The organism is Methanocorpusculum sp. (genome assembly GCF_030655665.1).
In the GTDB taxonomy this organism is placed as follows: domain Archaea; phylum Halobacteriota; class Methanomicrobia; order Methanomicrobiales; family Methanocorpusculaceae; genus Methanocorpusculum.
In genome coordinates this window covers 238,291-259,593 of sequence record NZ_JAUSPQ010000004.1, presented here as the reverse complement: position 1 = coordinate 259,593, position 21,303 = coordinate 238,291, and the positions used below count along the sequence as shown (strand labels likewise).

Here is a 21,303-nt window from a genome sequence, read left to right as displayed (position 1 = left end):
TAATTACCGGGCGGGGTCTTAGACCCAGCCGCGGACTTTCATACCTTCAACTACACGTGAGACTGCAACAACGTATGCTGCCTGACGCATGTTGATCTTGTATTGTTTGGATGCTGCCAGGACTGCGTGATAGGACTTGGTCATAGCTGCATCGAGTTTTGCATATACATCATCGAGAGTCCAGTAGTGCATATACATATTCTGGACCATTTCGTAGTATGAGACCGTTACACCGCCTGCATTACACAGGAAGTCGGGGATAACATGAACGCCGTTCTTGTAGAGGATCGCATCTCCTTCTGGAGTGGTTGGGCCGTTTGCGAGTTCACAGATGACCGTTGCCTTGACGGTTGGTGCGACCTTCTCGTTGATTGCTCCCTCATCGGGTGCTGCGGCGACAATGACGTCGACTGGAAGTCCCATAACTTCGTCGTTGGTAAGGGTCTTGAGACCTTTGTAGCCGACGACTGATTTGGTCTGTAACTTGTGGGCAGCGACTGCGTTGATGTCAAGTCCTTTTGGATCGTAGATACCGCCTTTCGAGTCGGTTACTGCGACAACTTTGGAGCCGAACATCTCCTGGATGAGCGTTGCTGCAAAGGAACCTGCATTTCCGAATCCGAGAACTGCGACAGTTGCCTTCTTCAGATCAATGTTGAACTCTTTTGCTGCTTCACGGAGTGTGAATAATCCACCTTTTGCAGTTGAATCACCACGTCCGAGGGAACCGCCGATGACCAGCGGTTTGCCTGTCAGGAGACCAAACTGGTTCTTTCCGTGGATGACAGAGTACTCGTCCATCATCCATGCCATGATCTGACCATCAGTGTATACATCAGGCGCCGGGACATCAGTGTCGGGACCGATGTTCTTCCAGATCGCACGGATATATCCGCGGCTCATACGTTCAAGTTCACCCTTAGACATCTCCTTGGGGTTGCAGATGATACCGCCTTTTCCTCCACCGAGCGGGAGGTCCAGCACTGCACACTTCCACGTCATCCATGCTGAAAGAGCACGGACTGTGTCGATAGTCTCTTCAGGGTGATACCGGATTCCTCCCTTATAGGGGCCGAGTGCATTGTTGTACTGCACACGGAATCCCTGGAAAACCCTGGTGGTGCCGTCGTCCATCTTGACGGGGATAGATACCTGAATCTGTCTCTGCGGTTGCATGAGGATATCAACAACGCCCTGATCGAGCTTGAGGATTTTTGCGCAATCCATAAGCTGATGTTGGGCCATTTCAAACGGGTTTACCTTCGACATGGTTTGTTTCCTGCCAATCGCACGGAACTTAGGAGTTCAACTGCGTTGTGACAATTAATGTTTGGATTCTCATATATAAAACATATCGTGTCATTTCTGATTCAAACCAATATTCTTGATGCATTTCTAAAAATACTCTATAATTGCCGGGATTTTTATTTCGGGCTTTGAGCGTGGTATTTGTATGTTACGTGTTAGCATGGCACCATGAATTCAAACCGGACGGAGATCAAATAGAAAGGAAAACGCGCACAAAAAAGGGATTATGAATATTAATATTTGTACCAGCGTCCCTTCTCGTCATATGTTCCCTGCTGACTTTCCTGTGACGGCTGAGCGGGAAGTTTGAGAAGGATGCGTTTAAAGAAACACGCTTTGTAGGATACAAAGATCGGCACAAATATACTGGCACAGAAGGCAAGGGCGAGGCATCCGGATGAAATGATCTCCGGCGCGGTAAACAGTGCAAGGAGTTCCGTCTGGGATAATGACAAGATCTCCGCCTCGGTCATCTGTGAGATCGGTGTGAGTGCGTCGATTGCGAGGAGTGACCATACTGCGGAAAAGATAAACGAAGCCGCAAAAAAGAGTGCGACGTTGAAAAGATAGAATGCCGTGACCGAAATCGAACCTGTGGTTACGCGGAGTGCGCTGTCTTTTATTGCCCGGAATGCCGCAAGGTTGTTGACCATCGCGGTAATATCTGCGAAGTAAAAGAAGAAAATCAGCGGGATGATCAGGAATATGCTGAAATAGAACGCCACATCCACGGAAATACCTAACATCAGCAGGAAATACGTCAGCGTATTGGAAAGCACATATCCGATCAGGAACACAACGATGTTCGGGATCAGACATCTGAAATAGCCGTATGCAGCATATTTTCTGAAGTCGGAGGAGGCTGCTTTATCCCCGATGATGACCCCGTAGGTGCCTGCAAGAAATGCCGGGAAGATCACGAGAAGGGCAATGCCGCATGCAAGTGCCGCCGTCACTCCAAAGAGCGTGTACATATAATACGTAAACATTATGGCAAATGCGGCAAAAAGTCCCGGCATCCAGACGATCGGCTTTTTTACGAGCAGACCAAGTGCTTCGGATAATGATTTGAGTGCCATCTCAGCGGTTCCTTGGCATCGCAACAAATTCCCTGACCTGCAGATCGAAGAAGGCTGCCGTGTGGGCAGGTCTGATCACGACCACCGTGTCAGCTCCTTCCGCAGTCCCTCCGACCGCGACGACCTCATCAGAAATGGGAATCGCTCCCTGGTCTGCTGCGATCAGAACACACTCGACTGCGACCTTCATTCCGATTGCGACGGTCCGTCTGAATGCTTCGGCAATTGCCTCGGTCCTGCTGCTTCCCCCGAGTTTCGGATTTCTGGAGATCGCCCGTTCCAGTCCGGAAAGGGCATGCGTGCCGCAGATGATCACGACGCCCGCAGACCGCAGTTCTTCTGCGAGTTTTGGATCAAACTCCCAGACGCCGGGTTTGGAAAATCCTACCGCATGTGCCACGACCACGAGACGGAGGTCAGTCCCCTTCATCGCCTCGAAAAAGGTCTTTGCCGTGTATCCTCCGGAACTTGCAACAACGATAGTTGAAAGCCCGAGTTCCTTTGCACGCTGTACTGCTATTTCTGCACAGTCCGGGGTGTTTTCCCTCCCTGGTTCGTTAAAATACGTGATGGTTTTTTCGATTCTCATTTTTTACTCCCGTATTATCGTAAAATCAGTGAAATCGGTCAGAACATAGCCGGTGCATTTCAGATCCCTGATGATCGCACGCGGGCAGGAGTAGGTCATGGCGAGGAACTTTTCGATGATGACGTCCTCTCCGGTAACAAGAACCCGGACCTTGCCGTTGGATAGGTTCTCTACTTCGCCGCACAATCCCAAGTTTAATCCTGCGTTTCTTATGCAGGCACGAAAGCCGACTTTTTGTACCCTTCCGGAGAAGAGGATCTCCATTGTCTGTTTCATGATCGTCTGACCTGGTTGTTATCTTAAGTATGTCATTTGATGTTTAATAACTCGTTTGTATAACAAAAACCCTCTTCATCTAAAAGCGCAAACATTACTAGTCAATCATGCTCGATATCAAATTCGTCAGAGCCCACCCGGAAGTAGTTCTGGCAGATCTGGAAAAACGCCAGGATGCCGAGAAACTTCTCTGGGTCGATACGGTTCTTGAACAGGATAAAATTTTCCGCGAACTCACGGTCAAAAACAATGAACTTCGTGCCAGAAGAAATCAGATAGCAAAGGATATCAATGCCGCTAAAAAAGAGGGGAAGGATCCGGCTCCTCTTTTTGCCGAAGCAAAGGCTTTGCCTGGAATGATCAAGGATAACGACGATATCATGGAAAAGGCGACCGAACTGGTAAGATATTACCTGATGCGTCTGCCGAATATCCTCCACGAGAGTGTTCCCTACGGGAAAGACGATACGGAAAACGTCGTCGTGAAGAAAGTTGGCACGCCGCGGATCCTCGATTTCGAACTGAAGAACCACGGGGAACTTGCCGCAGAAAACGGCTGGGCCGACTTTGAGCGTGCCACAAAAACGAGCGGTGCAGGATTCTATTTCCTGAAAGGCAATCTCGCTCTCCTTGATCTCGCTCTGCAGAGGTTTGCTCTGGATACGATCATCGCCAAAGGCTATACCCCCATCATCCCGCCGTACATGATGAACAGAAAATCCTACGAGGAGGTCACTGACCTCGGGGATTTCGAGAAGGTCATGTACAAGATCGAGAATGACGATGCCTATTTGATCGCCACTGCGGAACACCCCATGGCCGCCATGTATCAGGACGAGATCTTCGAAGAGAAGGATCTTCCTCTGAAAATGGTGGGTATCTCGCCTTGTTTCCGGCGTGAGATCGGGGCTCACGGACTTGATTCCCGCGGTCTTTTCCGTGTCCACCAGTTCACCAAGATTGAACAGTTCATCTATTGTATGCCTGAGAAGTCCTGGGAAATGCACGAGGAGCTGTTGGCAAACTCAGAAGAGCTGTTTACGAAACTCGGTCTTCCCTACCGGGTTGTGAACATCTGTACCGGCGATATCGGGACCGTTGCTGCGAAAAAGTATGATATGGAGGCATGGATGCCGCGGGACAATGAGTACCGCGAAGTAGTCTCCTGTTCGAACTGTACCGCTTATCAGTCGGTACGGCTGAACATCCGTGTCCGCGATGCACATGAATTCGAGTCCAAACAGTGGCTCCACACCCTAAATTCTACGGCGGTAGCCACTTCCCGTGCTCTGCGCTGTATCCTCGAAAACTACCAGACCGAAGACGGCAAGGTCGAGATCCCCAAGGTCCTTCGCCCGTATATGAACGGTCTGGAGTATCTCTAACCTCTTTTTTTGCTCTGTCCAATCGATATGTCAATCCGTTGGGCAGAATGGTGTTGATTGAAGAAACCGTTTTTGGTGTGCGGGGTGAGCCGATAGGCTCGCCCTCAGCGGAGGCGGGCCGACCCGTAGGGGTGGCCTTAGCTGAGCAAGTCGATAGACTTGCGATCAAATCTTTGATTTGCGAGTGTGCGGGTTGGAAACGCTGTCAACGATCTTTTTCGGTTTCGTGTACGAGATTCTTTTTCATGAGCGCATCCATCACACGAAATTCACGAAAAACACACGAAAACACGAAAAATAGATAGATCGGTTGTAAGGCGAGTGTACATCGTACCCTCCCCCGTCCCCCCACACGAAAAATCACAAATTCGCAAACCTTTGGTTTGCTCGGCTAAGGTCGTCGACTTCGTCGCCAACCCGCCAACGAAATGCACGAAAAGGGGGGACAGGGGTGGAGGAAAGGATTTTCCTTCACCCAAAATAATACGGCGGTTCCTCTTCCTCCACAGAAGTAAGTGACGCTCCCTTTCGGACGATCCTTTGCACGTACACCTTTGGATATGTGCCAAAATTCACTAAGATTCCCAGGTCGTATTTCCCGAGATTGAGATAGTTTATCACCTGTTTTTGTTCTTCATCTGTGGTATTCTCCCGTGACTTCAGTTCAACGATGATGCAATCATAACAGACAAAATCCGGGGTATAATATCCGATATCCTGACCTTTGTATACTGCCTGGATACGTTTTTGCGGGACAAACGGAATATTTCTCAGGTTAAATTCATGCTCCAGAGCTTTCTGATAAAATGATTCGATGAACGTGTTTCCTAGGGTTTTGTACACTTCAAAAATAGCCCCGAAAATTGCATAGGATTCGTCTTTGTAATAGAGCATTATCTTTTATTTTACCGGTCTATACTAATAAAAATCACCCCGTTGATGCAGGTCGATAGATCAACCAACCAATCAACCCTCCGCCCCTGTCCCCCTTTTCGTGCATTTCGTTGGCGGGTTGGCGACGAAGTCGACGACCTTAGCCGAGCAAACCAAAGGTTTGCGAATTTGTGATTTTTGGTGTTGGGGGACGGGACCATGGACGCTTCACTCAACGAAACTTTTTCTTTTTCGTGTTTTCGCGGATTTTTTCGTGAATTTCGTGTGATGAATTGTACCTCCCGAAAAAACCCCGTACACGAAACCGAAGCCCTCAGTCGCAAATCAAAGATTTGCTCCGCTGAGGTCGGCCGCTTTCAGCGTCCAACCCGCACCCAAAAAAAGCTCAACATCGATAAAATGAGATGAGGTTTATTTTACAGAATCTCTGATTGGAAAAATACCAATCGACATTCCTATTCGTTGGACAGACACTATCTAACACGTATTTAAATAAGAGCCGCACCCTATATCTTTCTATGATAAATGTAGGTGTACTTGGCGCGACCGGCGCGGTCGGTCAGCGGTTTGTACAGTTGCTCGCAGACCACCCGTGGTTCAACCTGACCACTCTTACGGCATCCGAACGTTCGGCAGGAAAAACCTACGGATCGGTGGTAAACTGGCGGCTCGACTCACCATTCCCGGATTCTGCAGCAGAACTCATCGTCGCTCCGACGACCGTTGACGCGGTGAAAGATTGTGATGTAGTGTTCTCAGCTCTGCCTGCCGATATTGCCACCAAACTCGAAACCGATATCGCCGATGCGGGAGTGGGTGTCTGCAGTAATGCAAGTTCCCACAGAATGGAAGCCGACGTCCCTCTGATGATCGCCGAGGTCAACCCGGACCACGCCGCTCTGATCGACGTCCAGCGTAAAAAGGGACGGGACGGGTTCATCGTAACGAATCCGAACTGTTCGACGATCATGCTCGCGACGGCCCTTGCCCCCCTGAGGAAATTCTCCTTCTCGAACATCAATGTCGCAACCATGCAGGCGATCTCCGGTGCAGGTTTTGAGGGCGTGCCCGCTTTCAGCATCTATGATAATGTGATCCCCTACATCGGCAGCGAAGAGGAAAAGATGTCCCGTGAAGCAAACAAGATCCTCGGGACCCTCGACGGCGGCAAGATCACCGGCGCTCCGTTCTCGGTCTCCGCATCCTGTAACCGCGTGCCGGTCATCGACGGGCACACGCTCAATGTATGGATCGACATCAAGGCAACACCCGCAGAAGTCATTGACGCATTCAAAACCTGGCAGCCTCCGTTCTCGGGTCTCCCGACCCAGCCGGACCATACCGTCCTCTATCTCGATCAGGAAAACCGTCCGCAGCCCAGGCTTGACCGAAACCGCGGCAATGCCATGACCGTATCGGTCGGCAGAGTGCGGGAAGGTATCCGGTTCGTTGCGATGGGACATAACACCATCCGCGGTGCCGCCGGCGCCTCCGTCTTAAACGCAGAACTGCTGCGTACGATGAAATATATCTGAGAATCCCCTATATACTAAACAAATGGACGACAACACTGTACTGATCGGCACAAAACCTTTGATGAGTTATGTACTTGCTGTAGTCACACAGTTCAACAACGGCAATTCGGAGGTCGTGATCAAAGCACGCGGAAAAGCCATAGTCCGTGCGGTCGATACAGCCGAAGTATCGACCCGTCAGTTCCTTACCGGTATTGTCAAAAAAAGTATATCCATATCTACGGACTCGGTTGAAACAGATGACGGACCTACGAACGTCTCTTCGATAGAGATCGTTTTGCAGAAGTCGTAACACGTTATGGTCCCGATCGCAGTCTGGATCCTTGCAGTTGTTTTCTGTCTGATCGTTGTGCGGCGGATCGGAAAGGTCCGTCTTCCGATCTGGGCGATCATGACGGCCGGTGCTTTTGCCGCCCTGGTTCTTGGAACGATCACGCTTCCGGATGCGTTTTTTTCGATCAATTTTGAGGTCATCTTCTTTTTGCTGGGGATGTTTGTTCTCGGTGCCGCTCTCGAAAAGTCCGGTCTCCTTCATAGGGTCTCGCTGAAGGGATTTGCCCGTGCACAGACGAAGAAGGCCGTGTTGTTCAGTTTTATTCTGCTGATGGCAGTGTTTTCGGCATTTCTTATGAACGACACCGTCGCGATAATCGGGACCACGGTCGCGCTTTTCTGTGCGGCAAGATATAATATCCCGGTCAAAACGATGCTGTTTGCTTTGTGTTTTTCGGTGACGTTCGGCAGCTGCATGACCCCGATAGGAAATCCGCAGAATCTGCTGGTGGCGTTGTCAGGCGGGGTCCCGAATGCTTTTCAGGAGTTTGCCCTGTATCTCGTTGTCCCTTCGGTGATTTGCCTGTACGTTCTGTACCGGATCCTTCTGCTGACCATCCCTGACCGGGATTCCTTTGTGATACAGGAGAGTGAGGAGGTGGTCTTCCATAATAGTCTTGCCCGGCTTTCAACGATCTCATTAGGGCTCGTTTTTCTGACGATCGTTTTGCGGGTGGTGCTGTCATTTTTCGGTTTCGAACTGCCCTTTGTGTTCATCGCGGCCGTTGCGGCGCTGCCCCTCCTTCTGTTCTCCAAAAGGCGGTTCCAACTTCTGCGAAGGGTCGACTGGTCGACGCTCCTGTTCTTTGCTTCGATGTTTGTCCTGATGGCGGCGGTATGGAACTCTGGTTTTATCCAGACCATCCTGCCGTCTTCCGATCTGACTTCGATCCCGGTCCTGTTTACTTCGACGGTCATCGTGTCCCAGTTCATCTCGAATGTGCCGTTCGTGGCACTGATCCTGCCGGTCCTTTCTGGTTCCGGGATCCCACTGTATATGACACTCGTTGCCGGATGCACGGCCGCCGGTTCGCTTACGATCATCGGCGCTGCTTCGACCGTGATCATTCTCCAGCATGCGGAAAAGAGCGGCAAGACCTTTTCGTTTATTGAGTTTTTTAAAATAGGTTTGCCCATGACCCTTATCGCTGCCGTGGTGTATATCGGCTGGATCAGTGTGGTCGGTCTGCTGGTTGCCTGATCGAATCGGCGGATCCCGGCTCAACTAGTTATATACGATGCGTGATTATCATTACTCATCTTCAGGCGACTCCATGCGGCGGGTATATGACACTAAAATAACCGGGGCGATCAGCGGTCATTTTCTGATCGATCTCTATACCCCGATCCTGCCGGTGATCCTCCCTCTTCTCATCGTCAATATGGGGCTCTCGTATTTTCTCGCTGGACTGGTCATTACCGTGTTCAATGTGGTCTCATCCGTCACCCAGCCGTTCATCGGGCTGTATGGGGATCGGACTGGCAAGTGGGTCAGCGTGCCGCTCTGTGTTCTGATCGGCAGTGTCGGGATATCCCTCTCGGTCTTAGCAAACAATTACCTGGTCATCCTGTTCCTTGTCGGAGGAGCAGCAGTAGGTCATGCCCTTTTTCATCCTTCTGCCATGGCTCTCGTCCATAAACTGAGTCCGCCTGCAAAAAAGGGATTGTATAACTCGATCTTTACCACAAGCGGGAGCATCAGTTATTCACTTGGTCCGCTGATCGCCGGTCTTTTCATCACGTTCGGCGGTCTGCCGTCGGTCGCCTGGATGGTGGTGCCGGGGATCATCGGGGCCGCATGGATCTATCGAAACGACCGCCGCACCGGTGCTGTCGAACCGATAAAGAAACCCGTGGTCGAAAAAAAGCAGGTCCACGGAAAATACTGGTGGATACCTGCAGGACTCGTCGTCACGGTCTGTGCTCTGCGGGCATGGGCGTATGTCGGGGTCATCACGTATCTGCCGACCCTGCTTCTCTTATGGTATCAGGGAATCGACACGTTTACGACGTCGGTCATCATTTCTGTCATGCTGTTCTCCGGGGTGGTGGGGCAGATCGCGGGAGGGTATCTTTCCGACAAGTTTGGGCGAAAGAGGGTGCTTGTGATCGGATTTCTCTGTGCGATCCCGTGTTTCTGCCTGATCTTTCTCTCGACCGGATGGTCGATGTATGCCGGTATCATGCTGTATGCATTCTTTGCGAGCTTCTGTTATGTGGCCTCGGTGACGATGACCCAGGACCTTCTGCCGGGCAGCGTCGGGTTTGCGTCCGGTCTCACGCTTGGTCTTTCGATGGGGATCGGCGGCGTTGGAGCGGCGCTGATTGGGTGGGCGGCGGATGTCATGGGTTCCCTGCCGGACGCGATGTTTTTGCTGATCGTGCCAACGGTCCTCTGTCCGATCCTCGCGCTGTTTATCACATACTCGGATAAGCCTGCAGAATCTGCCGAGGAGTAAGACCCCATCTCATGGGATGCGGAGCATCACGCTCCGTCTGAGATAAAATTTATCTCCAAAAAATGCCATATACAAAATAATGGCATTTGATTTTGTAGATGACGATGACAACTCCATCCGATTTGCAGATAAGACCGACACAAAGAAATTCAGTGAGCATTTCCCGAAAAAGGCTGATATAAAAGGCATGAAAACCAAAAACAAGCGAAAGTGATCTTTAAGTATTCTCTAAACTCTTTTTTTAGTTAGAATAGATGTAACTTTTTCAGGACAGTGGAATTGCCAGCTGGTTGATTTTTTTAATCTATAAAATCTGAAAACTCAAATTTTGGTAAGAGATTTTATTTATTAATCCAGCAAAAAACTCTCTAACTCAGAAATCCATGATGGGGCCTGATTCAAATAACGTGTAAACAATTGCGTTAAATCATCGTCTCCGTGATAGAAATTAGTATTTTCATTCAAAGTTTCATTAACCGAGTCTGTCAAAGTTTTAGGATAGATAAACACCTGAAATGCATCTGATTTAGTCAGACGATATCTACAGTTTGATATTCTTGAAAGATGCACGTTCTTGTGCTCAGTCTCAATTCTCTTAGTGAGCTTCTCATGACAATAGCCATCATCGTTATCCAGAATAACTTTTAGAGAATACCGCTCATCTCTGGTCCCATATAACGAAGAAAAATGAAATATACAGTTATCTCTTCCATTTTCTTCCTTAATTAGTTGGGATTTGCCTTTCCCCCCATTGCCGAGAAACTCACGAATAATTAGTGTTTCACCGGAATGTTCAGACTTAGTCATGATCTGTTTCGATGTTTTTATTGAAAATGGGATACGATTTTTTATTAATAATAGAGAAATTAGGATTTGATCATGTTTACCTTCACAAAGGACTATTTTCTTCACAAATATCACGTTCCGCGAAGGTCAAGTTTAAACGTTACCATCTCCTCAAATGCTTTATCGGGAGTATAATTATATATCTCATGTTCTCCTTGGTATTTCACAATCCGTGAAATCTGAATCATCTTCTTTTCCTCTGCACTTTCCGTATCATCATGCATAGAATAGTTTGCCAGGACCTCAATCAAATCATAACTGTGTGTCGTCATAAACACCTGAATATCAAGTTCCTTCGCCCATTCAAGCAACTGTTCAACAAAAATACTCAGATATCCCGGATGCATATGATTCTCCGGTTCCTCTATCAAAAGAACCCCTCCGGCAGCATCTTTGATTGAATAAAGCAATTGAAGAAGTGCAAAAAATCCATCTCCATGCATACAATATGGCAGAGTCGTCAGTTCACCATTGGAGGACTTGTATACGACTCCTTTCTCTGTAAGCCTTTCGAGATTCGGAACAATATCACGTTCTTTAATGATTGTTTCCAGTTCAATTATTTTTACATCATCCTCAAAAGAGGATAGTAACATATTATTAATATCATTTATGTGGACAATATTATTTATTTTTGGAAGACTGTTTTCATTTATTATTTTTTGAATGTAAGGTACAATATCATCAAGATATCGCATACGATTTAGCAAATGAGAATATTCATTTCTATTTTTATCCTTAGTTTGAACCTGCATAGGATCCATTTTTTGAATTAATCTGAGATACTCTGCAGAAATAGATTTGTCTGAGTACCTCAAATTATCTGGATCAATTGAAATAAACATACTATCGTCATATATTGATATGGAAGAGTGTAATTGTTCAATAATAAATTCAGTCAAATCCCTAATTATATCTACAGATACATTTTTCTTTTCGAATATTTTATGAAGTGATTCATAGCATTTTACCACATACTCTGCGTGAATGGAGTCTGGTAATTCTTTATCGATAGCATATAATACTACATTATGTATATCTGACTTTATTTCTGCACGATTTGCCCCGAATTTCACATCATATATACGAAAAACGCGTTCCTTATTCCTTGAACCTTCGTGAAACCTTCCGGTAAGATTACTGTAAATCGCCTCCAAAACAGTAGTCTTTCCAGAATTATTCCTCCCAATCAATAGATTAATCTGCTTTGGCTCATAGCGAATATGAGAAATTCCACGAAAATTATCTATCTCAATCCACTTTATTTTCGTCATTGTTATTATACATATTCTTGTCCCACAGGGATATTAGGATTCCTATACAAGACCAATATTATATTCTCTTTGTTAAATTTATCTAATGTATCTCTAATGTTTATACTAGAAAATAAAGAAAAATCAATGTGAATAATCACATGATGCTAATATTTAATCGCTATTTTTCATATGGCAGTTGTCGAATCATCTATTGCAAAAACTATGTCCACTAAATTTTTCTCGACTTTCACCGCAGAAAAATACTGCCAACTTTATTTCAAAAAAGAATTATTTGAAGATCAGTGGATCTTCGTACCTTCCGGCACATCCTTCAGCGGAACAAGAAGTGATGCCTCGTCGCCTGCGGCAAACAGCATCCCGTTGCTTTCCTCGCCCCGGAACTTCGCCGGTTTCAGGTTCACGACCACGATGATCTTCTTATCCACCATCTCTTCAGGCGTGTAGACATCGGCGATGCCTGACACGATCTGTCTGACCTCGGTCCCGATATCCACCTGGAGACGCAGAAGTTTCGTCGTCTTTGGGACTCTCTCCGCTTTCACGACACGGCCGACCCGGAGATCGAGTTTTGCCACATCATCTATTGTTATGATCTCTTCCGAGATTGGTTCTATTACTGCTGTCATGGTATCTTTTCCTGCTGCTTTCTTCTTTGAATCCTCGGCACGCTTCGTAAGCAGAGCTTCCATCTCCTCACGCTGTTTATCCTCCATCCGGGCAAACAGCGGCTTCACATCGCCCAGGGTCGTGTTCTCGAACGGAACCAGTGCATCGCTGATCGGGTGGGTCTCGACCAGATCGGTATAACCGAGCATCTCCCAGAGTTTCTGGGAAGACTCCGGCATTACCGGCTGCATAACGAGAGCACACGCCTTCACGATCTGGAGACAGTTCTTTAATATTAGTGCGGCTGCGTTTGGATCTTCCTTGATCAGCTTCCACGGAGCCGCGTTCGAGATGTATCCGTTTCCGTATGCTGCGAGAAGCAGGATGCCGTCGACCGCTGCCTTGAACTCGTATGCACGGACCGCTTCTTCGATTCCGGCAAGCGAGCGTTCGATCTCGGCAAAGATCTCTGCGTCGACCGGCATCTGCGGCACGTCACCGAACTTGGTTTTGACGAGACTCATGCTCCGGTTCGCAAAGTTCCCAAACGTGTTCACGAGCTCATTATTGATCCGTGCCTGGAACTCTTTCCAGGAAAAGTCCAGTTCGCGGGTGTGACTCGTGTAGGCGAGGAGATAATACCGCAGATAGTCTGCCGGCAGTCCCTTGTCGAGATAATCTTCCTTCGTCCAGACGACGTTCCCTTTCGATTTGGAGAACTTCTCGCCGTCGATCGTGACCATCCCGCTCGCTACGACTGCTGAAGGCGGCTGATATCCTGCACCGTGCAGCATTGCCGGCCAGAAAACGCAGTGGTGATAGATGATGTCGGAGCCGATGAAATGCACACGGTCCCCTTCGCACCAGTACTTCTGCCAGCTGTTTCCGGTCGCATTTGCCCACTCTTCAGTGAATGAGATGTACCCTATCGGGGCATCCACCCAGACATAGCAGACGAGTTCGTCGGATCCCGGGAACTTGACGCCCCAGTCCATCATTCTCGTGATACACCAGTCTTTGAGTTCGTTCTCGACCCAGCCGATGGCGTAGTTTTTGGCGTTGAGTGTTCCGCCGAGGGTCGGCAGATACTCTAACAAATAGTCCCGGAAGCTGCTGAGCTTGAAGTAGAAATGCTTCTGCTCGCGAAGTTCGGCTTTGGTCCCGCAGGTTGCGCAGACCGGATCAAGGATCTCTCCGGGTTCGAGGTGCCTTCCGCATCCGGCGTCGCATTCATCGCCGCGTGCGTGTTTGCCGCAGTAGGGGCAGGTTCCTTCGACGTACCGGTCGGGAAGGAAGCGTTTGCATTTCGGGCAGTAACTCTGCTGGATGGTCTGTTCGTAGACATATCCTCGGTCGATGAGGGTCTGGAGGATGGAGGTGGTCCGGTGGTGGTTGGTCGGATCATCGGTCATCCCGAACCGGTCGAACGCTATGCCCATGGATTTGAAGACGGCATCGAAGTGGGCGTGGTATTCTTCGGATACGGCACGGGGCGTGGTTTTTTCGGCCTCCGCGGTGACGACGATGGGGGTCCCGTGGTTGTCGGATCCGCAGATGAAGACGATGTCTTCGCCGAGACGCCGGAGATAGCGTACGTAGAAATCGCCGGGGATGTACGTCCGGAGGTGCCCAAGATGGCAAAAACCGTTTGTATAGGGCAAACCGCACGTAACGACAGTGGGCTTATTAGTCATGTGGTACTATTTGGCGTGGATGAGTATTAAATACTTGATTGGCGGGTTGGCGACGAAGTCGACGACCTCAGCGGAGCAAACCGAAGGTTTGCGAGTGGCGGGGCGGGGACCTTTAGGTCCCTTAGCCGAGCAAGGCTGAGCGAAGCGAAGACTTGCGATCAAATCTTTGATTTGCGACCAAGTATTCCAAGGAAACTTGCGAGTGGGGTGAAGAAATTCACCCTGCGTTTCCTTTTTTTATGTGAGAGGTATGCGATGCTCTCCTGAAAAAAGAAGCTGGAATATGAATCATTGACTCCTATTCCCTCTGACGCCTTGAGAATTACATTATCGAAACATTCGCAGAAATGCCGGCAGTTCATTCAGTCATTTCCCTCTAAATACCTTGTCAGCTCTTCATACGCGTATATTATCTCCGTATTTTCAGGAAACTGTTTTGCCAGACGTTTTAACTTTGTTTTATTCATTCTCCGCATACTTGCCGTGATATTTTCACCCATACTGATATGCTTCAGATAATAGGCATATTTTTCAGCGACCTCCTCTTAGCAATCGATCTGCATGGCGATGCCATCGGGGGAATCGGCATCATTCCGCTGAAGGATGTCTACAAACAAACGGCTGAAATTGGATACTGGCTGGCAGAGCCGTTCTGGGGAAAGGGCATCGCTACCGGTGCGGTCACCGCCATTTTTCCGTTTGCGTTTGAGTATTTCGACATTGTAAGGCTCCGGGCAGGGGTGTTTTCCAGCAATACCGCCTCGATGCGGGTGCTGGAGAAATGCGGGTTTGTCCGGGAAGCGGTGCACCGAAATGCCATCACGAAGAATGGCATCGTCATGGACGAAGTGGTCTACGTCCGCTTCCGGGAGAAAAAGGGATTGGTAAAAGGGATTGGTTAAACCGGGAGTACCGGGCGGCCAAAGACTTCATTGATGACGGCTCCGACACCCATATAGAGCGCAAGGGCGCCTGCAACAATGCCGGTTACGCCTGCCATGGTATGGATCAGGTGAATGCCGGTCAGGTTTGCAGCCACAAGCAGCACCACCAGAAGGAGGACTGCTGCGAAGGTGACCTGCAGGAGCCGGTGCATCTTCAGGGTGCAGATAAAAAGCCCGAAAATCAAAAGACCCCAGACGGAGAGAAATGCTGCGAGATCCACTGCGGTTGGTGCCGTTGCAAGACCAAGCGCCGGCAGAATCATGATGGCCGCAAAGGATATCCAGAAGAGCCCGAAGCTCCCGAAGGTGACCATCCCGAAGGTATTGTTCTTCTTCCATTCCATGCTGCCAACGATGAGCTGGGCAAGTCCGCCATAGAAGAGCGCCATCGCGACGATGGGACTTGTCAGACCAGTTATTCCGGCATTGTGGAGACTGAGCAGAATCGTGGTCGTCCCGAATGCACAGAGACCGAATGGTGCAGGATTGGCGGTGTTGTCCATCAGAAAGAGATTGTTTCTGTTCTTTTCTTCGATATGGTCCATAAAATATTCACATTCTCCAAAAAATGGTGCACCACATCTCCTGATTGGTGATTGGTGTTGGAAACCGGTGCACCGACTTACAAGTGTAGTGGTGCACAGTATATATTATTTACGTAACTGGTCAGGTCCTCTATAACTAATCTTTTAACTTTGACCAGATTTTTGAACTCTGTTTTTAGGAAATAAGTTCATAATACCGATTGATCCATATATTATCAGAGATATGAAGTAATTAGGTTAGTACCTGACTTTGACAGTTGGAAAAATATCCTTCATTCAGACATCTCGTAAACGCAACAAAAGAGAAAAAGAAAAAAATCGGGCGCTTCACCCGCTGCCCTCAGTCGCAAGTCTATCGACTTGCTCAGCTAAGATCGCCGGCTGCGCCGACAATCCGCCTCCGCTGAGGGCGAGCCTATCGGCTCACCCCGCCTCTCACAAACCTTCGGTTTGTTCAGCTGAGTTCGTCCGCTTCGCGTCCAAACCGCCTTCCAGATCCGCCGCCATCTTCTCGACCTCCTTATCCGAGATCTTTGCGAGCACATCAGCTGTCGGTCCCTCCGCAATGATCTTCCCTCCCCGAATGAACATACACCGGTCACACACATCCCTCACGAAATCCATGTCATGGGAAACGATGATAAACGTCTCATCCATCTCATCGCGGGCATGCACGATCGAATGCTTCACATCGATCTTCGTGATAGGATCCATCGTCCCCGTTGGCTCATCTAAGAGAATGATCCGCGGCTCCCGGATAAGCACCTGGCCTAGTGCCACCCGGTGCTTCTCTCCTTCGGAAAGCTCCGAAGGTTTCCGGTTCAGAATATCCCGTGCCTTCTTCTCCGTAAAACCTGCCATCCGAAGCGTGATCACCGCTTTTCGGACGGCAAGCTCCTTTGGAAACTCCAGCCCGATCGCGTCCGTCAGATTATCCATGACCGTCCGGTGAGGATAGAGATCATACTCCTGATGCAGAAGACCGATGTACTTCTTCGCTCTCCCGCGGAACTCATACCCCGGTTTTCGCATATCCACCCACTCATCGCCGACCCGGACCTCCAGCGTCCCCCCCGTCGGCTCATACAGACCCGCGATCATCTTCGAAAGCGTCGTCTTTCCTCCGCCGGAGACCCCGATGATACCCAGGATCTCCCGCTCATACACCTCGAAACTGATCTTATCCACCGCATTGATCACGCCGCGGTCGACCGCAATAAACTTCTTCGATAGATCTTTTGCCCGAATGAGCGGACTCCCGCAGTCGACACATGCATACGTACAGTCATCCTTGCACCCCTTCATGAACTCGTCCACGATCTCCTCGGGTTTCCCGACCATCGTGATCCGTCCGTCCTCCATCAGGACCGCCCGATCGCACACATCCTCCAGAACCTGAGCGAAATGGGATGTGATCACCATACCCATCCGCTTCTCCGTTCCCGCCGCCTTCAGCAGTTCGTGCACGATCTTCGCAGTCTTTGGATCCAGCGTCCCGGTCGGTTCATCGGCGCAGAGAAACAGCGGTTCGCGGGCGAGCTGCCGGGCAAGGACCACACGCTGCTTCTCGCCCCCCGAAAGATCGCGGGCAACATGCAGCATCCGGTGGCTCAGACGGACTTCATCCACCAGATCCGCCGCACGGGATAGTGCCTGATTTGCCGGATAGTTGATATCGTCGAGTGCCCGGAGAACATTCTCGATCACCCGGTCGTCACCATACAGCGAAAACGTCCTCTGGAACATCAGCGAGGTCCGGGCCATGATCTTTGCTTTGACCGCTTCGTTTTCCGGCGCCCAGAAATCGATATCCTCTGCTGCAAGGATGGCTCCGCAAACGGAGCAGGGTTTCCCTGCATCGCTTCTGAACTCGATCCTGCCGCATTTCGGACAGCGGGCTATGTGATAGACGATCCTGCCGCTCGTCGGCGGGGTGTCGATCCCTCGGATAAGGTGGATCAGCACGGTCTTTCCGCACCCGGATCTTCCGATTACACCTACGATCTCTCCTTCGGCTATTTCAAGACAGATATTGTCGAGAACGCGAACCCGCTCGCTCTCGCCAAAATCCATACACAGATTTTCTATTGTTATAAATGGTGTCGACATACTCATCTCCAAAACTTGGGTAACACTTCTACTAAGAATGATTCGTGTCGCATACATTAATATATTTTGGCGCATATGAGTATTCACTGTATATTTTCCCATACTTGGCCGGCTAATCGAAAACGATTTAGGTATGGCATGAGAAGATATCCAGTACGAGTTAAGATATGCCTGAGAATCCTGATTTTTGTCCAAAAGGTAAATGCGGAAGACCAAGGATACGGCGCTGCGTTGAGCTCAATGAAAACCCGGGGTGTTATGCCCCGGTCTGTCCCCGGAGAAAGGCCAATATTGAAATGGTCATATTGTACCCTGAAGAGATCGCGGTTTTGAAACTTGTCGATCTTGAAGGACTTTCGCAGGAGGATGCAGCAGGCGTTATGGGCGTTTCCAGAAAAACGGCATGGCGCGACCTTCACGAGGCACGCTATAAAGTCGCTGATGCTTTGGCAAACGGCAAGATGCTCAAGGTCTCCTGCTGCCCGCACTCAACCGAAACTGCCCATCCGGAAGGCTGCTGTATGCATCCCGAAGACGAGTAACTCCGGTTTCGATCTCAGATATATCTTACATGATTCCCAAATAAGCGCATGGAATCTACGGACGATGACCGTTTTCCTGCGTTTCATATGCGGGACAAAAAACGTTACCACCTCCACGTCCCTCTAACCTCTCATACATAATCCGGTCTTTCTATCTTGCAAATGCCGCCTAATAGATCCGATCAGCAATCAAATCCTGGTTTGGGCTGATCCCCGAACCATCTTATTTATCTCATACACGTCTCTCAATGTTCTGCTGCATGTACCGAAGATCCCTGCAGCAGGACCCCAATGGAGTATTGATACATGACCACTGAAAAATGTCCTGAAAACTGCACTGAAAACTGCGAAACCTGTTCACAGAAACCCGAATCGACCCCTAAAATGCCGGAAAAGTCTGATATCAACGTACGTCACGTCATTCTTGTCCTCTCCGGAAAAGGCGGGGTCGGAAAAAGCACCGTATCGGTAAATCTTGCCTATGCGCTTTCCAACCATGGATATCAGACCGGTCTCTTGGACCTTGATATACACGGTCCTTCGATCGGCAAGATGCTCGGGATCGAAGATCTCCGTCTTCAGGCGATCGGTGAACACATCATGCCGGTGAAGGTGACCGGTTCGTTAAAGGTCGTTTCTATGGCCCTTCTTCTGAATGAAACCGACAGTCCTGTTGTATGGCGCGGACCGATGAAGGCTGCAGCCACCAAACAGTTCCTCGGCGATGTGGAATGGGGCGATCTCGACTATCTGATCGTGGATCTTCCGCCGGGAACGGGCGATGAGGCGCTGAATATCATCCAGTTCGCTCCGAACGTGGAAGGCGCCGTGATCGTGACGACCCCTCAGGATGTCGCGGTTTTGGATGCGACGAAGGCGATCAAATTTATCGAGATGATGGATCTTTCCGTCCTCGGCGTGATCGAGAACATGTCGGGTATGGTCTGCCCGCACTGCGGCGAAGTTGTCGACATCTTCGGGAAAGGCGGCGGAGAAAAGGCGGCGGAGCAGTATAAGGTGCCCTATCTCGGCGCGATCCCTCTGGATATCGAGATGCGGAAAGCCGCCGATGAGGGAAGACCGTTTATCGTCCGGACTCCGGGCAAGACCAGCCCTACCTGGGATGCCGTTGACAAAGTGATGGAAAATCTGATCGCCGTTATCGAATCCAAAGAATAACTCTCCCCTTTTTTTTTGATTTGAGATTAAAAACCGCGAATCTCCGCGAATTCTCGCGAATCGCATTTTTCTTGCGCCGTCGTGCTCTGCTCCGGCTTATCGCCTACGCAGGAATCGCACGCCGTCTGGAAAAATGCTGGGGAAAAACCCGCGTGCGGGTTTTTCTTTTATTGTAGCCCATCTCTCTTTCTTAAGATAAGATAACCCGTCGAATTCGGTGGGTTTACTATCTTTGTTTCCTGTAAACATCATGTATGAAGCCTAAATAAATCTCATGGAAATCTGTTCGTGCTCTATGTTTTGTACAAAAAAAAGGAGTATAAGATTTTTTACTTGGATATACTAGAGGAAGTAAACATTTTCTTATATTCAATATTGTTGTAAACGGCATCAATTATAGTCATCTTCTTAAGAGAGTTAGGATCAACTTTCTCATATTCTGCGTTGAAAAAGTAGTTTCGTTTAGTCAATGTTTCGTCATTACTTTGGGGAGTATCATTTAAGAGGTGGTATAGAGGTTGGATCATGATCCCTTCAGACGAGTAAGAAAAGAAGTCTCCCACATCCTTGTCATCTGGAAATAGTCTCTGCCAAATAGGTTCTTTATCATGTCCCCAGGTTCCGCGCTTAGTAAATGTAAGATAAAGAAGCGGCTGAGTATATTTTAGGCAATATAATGAGAGATACACCTTGCGAAGACCATAATAATCGTTTCCACATATATCAAAAGATATAGCATATTTCTGATTGTAAAATTTCACATATTCATCACAGATGATATTTATATCACGGTAAGAGAGAGACAATCTGGATACAAGTAATGACAAATAGTCTGCTTCCATTTCGAGAAATTTTCCATTACTAGTAATAAGTCTCTTCTCCAAATAAGCATTTAATGAGGGAACTGGTAATTTAATCTGTTTATCAAAAAATCTTTGGAGATATCCAACACAATCTATATCTCCATAAATTGTTGAGATAGAATGACTCAACTGAACAATATCTGTCGAGAAGATGAAAATGACATTATCCAAATCAAAAAAGTGTTTCACAACTTCCAATGTTTCTATTGCATAGGTAGGACGGCAACGATCTAATTCATCAATAAATATCAATAGTTTTTCATTCTTAGAGGAGAAAATCTCAACAAGTTCTCGGAATCTCTCTTTTTTCTCATTTAATGAAGTGTATTCCGAATAGATGGTATTTGGATCATTCATATCCCTGAATTCACTGCAAGCTTCCAGTAATTCTGATCCATCAATCCCCGTGAATTTGCGAAGGAGTCCATTTGCAATTCTCGGAGTGAAAACCTTAATCACGTTGAGTATTGTTTTCTTCTGGGAATCTGCAACTTCGGGAGAATCCCCGAGTAACTGGCTAAAACTGCATATGAGCGGGATGATTGCGTCAGGACAGTCATCATTTTCCCAAGCATTATAATTGATAATATTATATTTGGGTTCTTTGTGATTTTTCAGTTTATCAATCCACATGTTGATGAAACATGTTTTTCCTGTACCCCAAGGGGAATCCAGTGCAAAAACTAATGAGTTTTCATTTGATGATGGATAGGATGAGTTGATAAAATTCGTCAAATAATCAGCTAATTCTTCTCTCTGAAGTAAATCATCATCAAAAGTTGATGGGGGGAAATGGCGAGTCATATGAATCTATAGGGACATCCTTGTTTATTATTTATC

Annotated in this window: 20 protein-coding genes; 9 read left to right on the top strand and 11 right to left on the bottom strand. The window is 48.4% G+C overall.

The features are described 5' to 3' along the window. Nucleotides 1-18 precede the first annotated feature (18 nt). From Q7J08_RS02710 to Q7J08_RS02695, 4 genes are all read right to left on the bottom strand, one after another. A complete protein-coding gene (locus Q7J08_RS02710) occupies nucleotides 19-1,269 on the bottom strand; it encodes a Glu/Leu/Phe/Val dehydrogenase (RefSeq protein WP_304910152.1) in 1,251 nt (416 codons plus the stop codon). Between the two features lie 272 nt (nucleotides 1,270-1,541). Then, entirely contained in the window at nucleotides 1,542-2,387 is an 846-nt protein-coding gene (locus Q7J08_RS02705) for a hypothetical protein (RefSeq protein WP_304910151.1), read from the bottom strand. A gap of 1 nt (nucleotide 2,388) precedes the next feature. Beyond that, entirely contained in the window at nucleotides 2,389-2,976 is a 588-nt protein-coding gene (locus Q7J08_RS02700; protein WP_304910150.1) for a pyruvate kinase alpha/beta domain-containing protein, read from the bottom strand. A gap of 3 nt (nucleotides 2,977-2,979) precedes the next feature. After that, the gene (locus Q7J08_RS02695; RefSeq protein WP_304910149.1) at nucleotides 2,980-3,252 is read right to left on the bottom strand and encodes an acylphosphatase; all 273 of its coding nucleotides are present in this window, start codon (nucleotides 3,250-3,252) and stop codon (nucleotides 2,980-2,982) included. A gap of 107 nt (nucleotides 3,253-3,359) precedes the next feature. Here Q7J08_RS02695 and serS point away from each other — a divergent pair, with 107 nt between their 5' ends. Then, nucleotides 3,360-4,637, top strand: coding sequence for a serine--tRNA ligase (gene serS, locus Q7J08_RS02690; RefSeq protein ID WP_304910148.1), 1,278 nt, complete (start codon nucleotides 3,360-3,362; stop codon nucleotides 4,635-4,637). A gap of 471 nt (nucleotides 4,638-5,108) precedes the next feature. On the opposite strand, the gene Q7J08_RS02685 is transcribed toward serS, so the two are convergent. Beyond that, nucleotides 5,109-5,531, bottom strand: a complete 423-nt coding sequence (locus Q7J08_RS02685; protein ID WP_304910147.1) for a GxxExxY protein — start codon at nucleotides 5,529-5,531, stop codon at nucleotides 5,109-5,111. 518 nt (nucleotides 5,532-6,049) lie between these two features. On the opposite strand from Q7J08_RS02685, the gene asd reads away from it, so the two are divergent. The 5 genes from asd (at nucleotide 6,050) to Q7J08_RS02660 (ending at nucleotide 10,072) form a co-directional block, all read left to right on the top strand. Then, nucleotides 6,050-7,066 carry an aspartate-semialdehyde dehydrogenase gene (gene asd / locus Q7J08_RS02680; protein WP_304910146.1) on the top strand — a complete coding sequence of 339 codons (1,017 nt, stop codon included), beginning with the start codon at nucleotides 6,050-6,052 and terminating at the stop codon, nucleotides 7,064-7,066. Nucleotides 7,067-7,088: 22 nt separating this feature from the next. Next, complete coding sequence (albA, locus tag Q7J08_RS02675; RefSeq protein WP_304910145.1) at nucleotides 7,089-7,358, top strand: DNA-binding protein Alba; 270 nt, start codon at nucleotides 7,089-7,091, stop codon at nucleotides 7,356-7,358. A gap of 6 nt (nucleotides 7,359-7,364) precedes the next feature. Next, the gene (locus Q7J08_RS02670; protein ID WP_304910144.1) at nucleotides 7,365-8,600 is read left to right on the top strand and encodes an SLC13 family permease; all 1,236 of its coding nucleotides are present in this window, start codon (nucleotides 7,365-7,367) and stop codon (nucleotides 8,598-8,600) included. Nucleotides 8,601-8,637: 37 nt separating this feature from the next. After that, nucleotides 8,638-9,858, top strand: coding sequence for an MFS transporter (locus Q7J08_RS02665; RefSeq protein WP_304910143.1), 1,221 nt, complete (start codon nucleotides 8,638-8,640; stop codon nucleotides 9,856-9,858). Nucleotides 9,859-9,937: 79 nt separating this feature from the next. Next, nucleotides 9,938-10,072: a hypothetical protein gene (locus tag Q7J08_RS02660; RefSeq protein ID WP_304910142.1), complete on the top strand. Its 135-nt coding sequence runs from the start codon at nucleotides 9,938-9,940 to the stop codon at nucleotides 10,070-10,072. A gap of 134 nt (nucleotides 10,073-10,206) precedes the next feature. Here the strand turns inward: Q7J08_RS02660 and Q7J08_RS02655 are convergent, their stop codons facing one another. The 3 genes from Q7J08_RS02655 to metG form a co-directional block, all read right to left on the bottom strand. After that, on the bottom strand, nucleotides 10,207-10,665 hold the full coding sequence (locus Q7J08_RS02655) for a hypothetical protein (protein WP_304910141.1): 459 nt from the start codon (nucleotides 10,663-10,665) through the stop codon (nucleotides 10,207-10,209). Nucleotides 10,666-10,775: 110 nt separating this feature from the next. After that, nucleotides 10,776-11,978, bottom strand: coding sequence for an ATP-binding protein (locus tag Q7J08_RS02650; protein WP_304910140.1), 1,203 nt, complete (start codon nucleotides 11,976-11,978; stop codon nucleotides 10,776-10,778). Between the two features lie 281 nt (nucleotides 11,979-12,259). Beyond that, nucleotides 12,260-14,281 (bottom strand): methionine--tRNA ligase, encoded by a 2,022-nt coding sequence (gene metG, locus Q7J08_RS02645; protein WP_304910139.1) that lies wholly within the window; start codon nucleotides 14,279-14,281, stop codon nucleotides 12,260-12,262. 506 nt (nucleotides 14,282-14,787) lie between these two features. Here metG and Q7J08_RS02640 point away from each other — a divergent pair. Next, complete coding sequence (locus tag Q7J08_RS02640; protein ID WP_304910138.1) at nucleotides 14,788-15,183, top strand: GNAT family N-acetyltransferase; 396 nt, start codon at nucleotides 14,788-14,790, stop codon at nucleotides 15,181-15,183. On the opposite strand, the gene Q7J08_RS02635 is transcribed toward Q7J08_RS02640, so the two are convergent. Both Q7J08_RS02635 and atwA read right to left on the bottom strand, forming a co-directional pair. Beyond that, the gene (locus Q7J08_RS02635) at nucleotides 15,180-15,770 is read right to left on the bottom strand and encodes an acetate uptake transporter (RefSeq protein WP_304910137.1); all 591 of its coding nucleotides are present in this window, start codon (nucleotides 15,768-15,770) and stop codon (nucleotides 15,180-15,182) included. The two genes, Q7J08_RS02640 and Q7J08_RS02635, sit on opposite strands and share 4 nt — an antisense overlap. Nucleotides 15,771-16,205: 435 nt before the next feature. Then, a complete protein-coding gene (gene atwA / locus Q7J08_RS02630; RefSeq protein WP_304910136.1) occupies nucleotides 16,206-17,879 on the bottom strand; it encodes a methyl coenzyme M reductase system, component A2 in 1,674 nt (557 codons plus the stop codon). 167 nt (nucleotides 17,880-18,046) lie between these two features. Here atwA and Q7J08_RS02625 point away from each other — a divergent pair, with 167 nt between their 5' ends. Beyond that, entirely contained in the window at nucleotides 18,047-18,421 is a 375-nt protein-coding gene (locus tag Q7J08_RS02625) for a DUF134 domain-containing protein (RefSeq protein ID WP_304910135.1), read from the top strand. Nucleotides 18,422-18,727: 306 nt separating this feature from the next. Further along, nucleotides 18,728-19,600 (top strand): Mrp/NBP35 family ATP-binding protein, encoded by an 873-nt coding sequence (locus Q7J08_RS02620; RefSeq protein ID WP_304910134.1) that lies wholly within the window; start codon nucleotides 18,728-18,730, stop codon nucleotides 19,598-19,600. Nucleotides 19,601-19,929: 329 nt separating this feature from the next. On the opposite strand, the gene Q7J08_RS02615 is transcribed toward Q7J08_RS02620, so the two are convergent. After that, a complete protein-coding gene (locus Q7J08_RS02615; RefSeq protein WP_304910133.1) occupies nucleotides 19,930-21,267 on the bottom strand; it encodes a P-loop NTPase fold protein in 1,338 nt (445 codons plus the stop codon). Nucleotides 21,268-21,303: the final 36 nt, after the last annotated feature.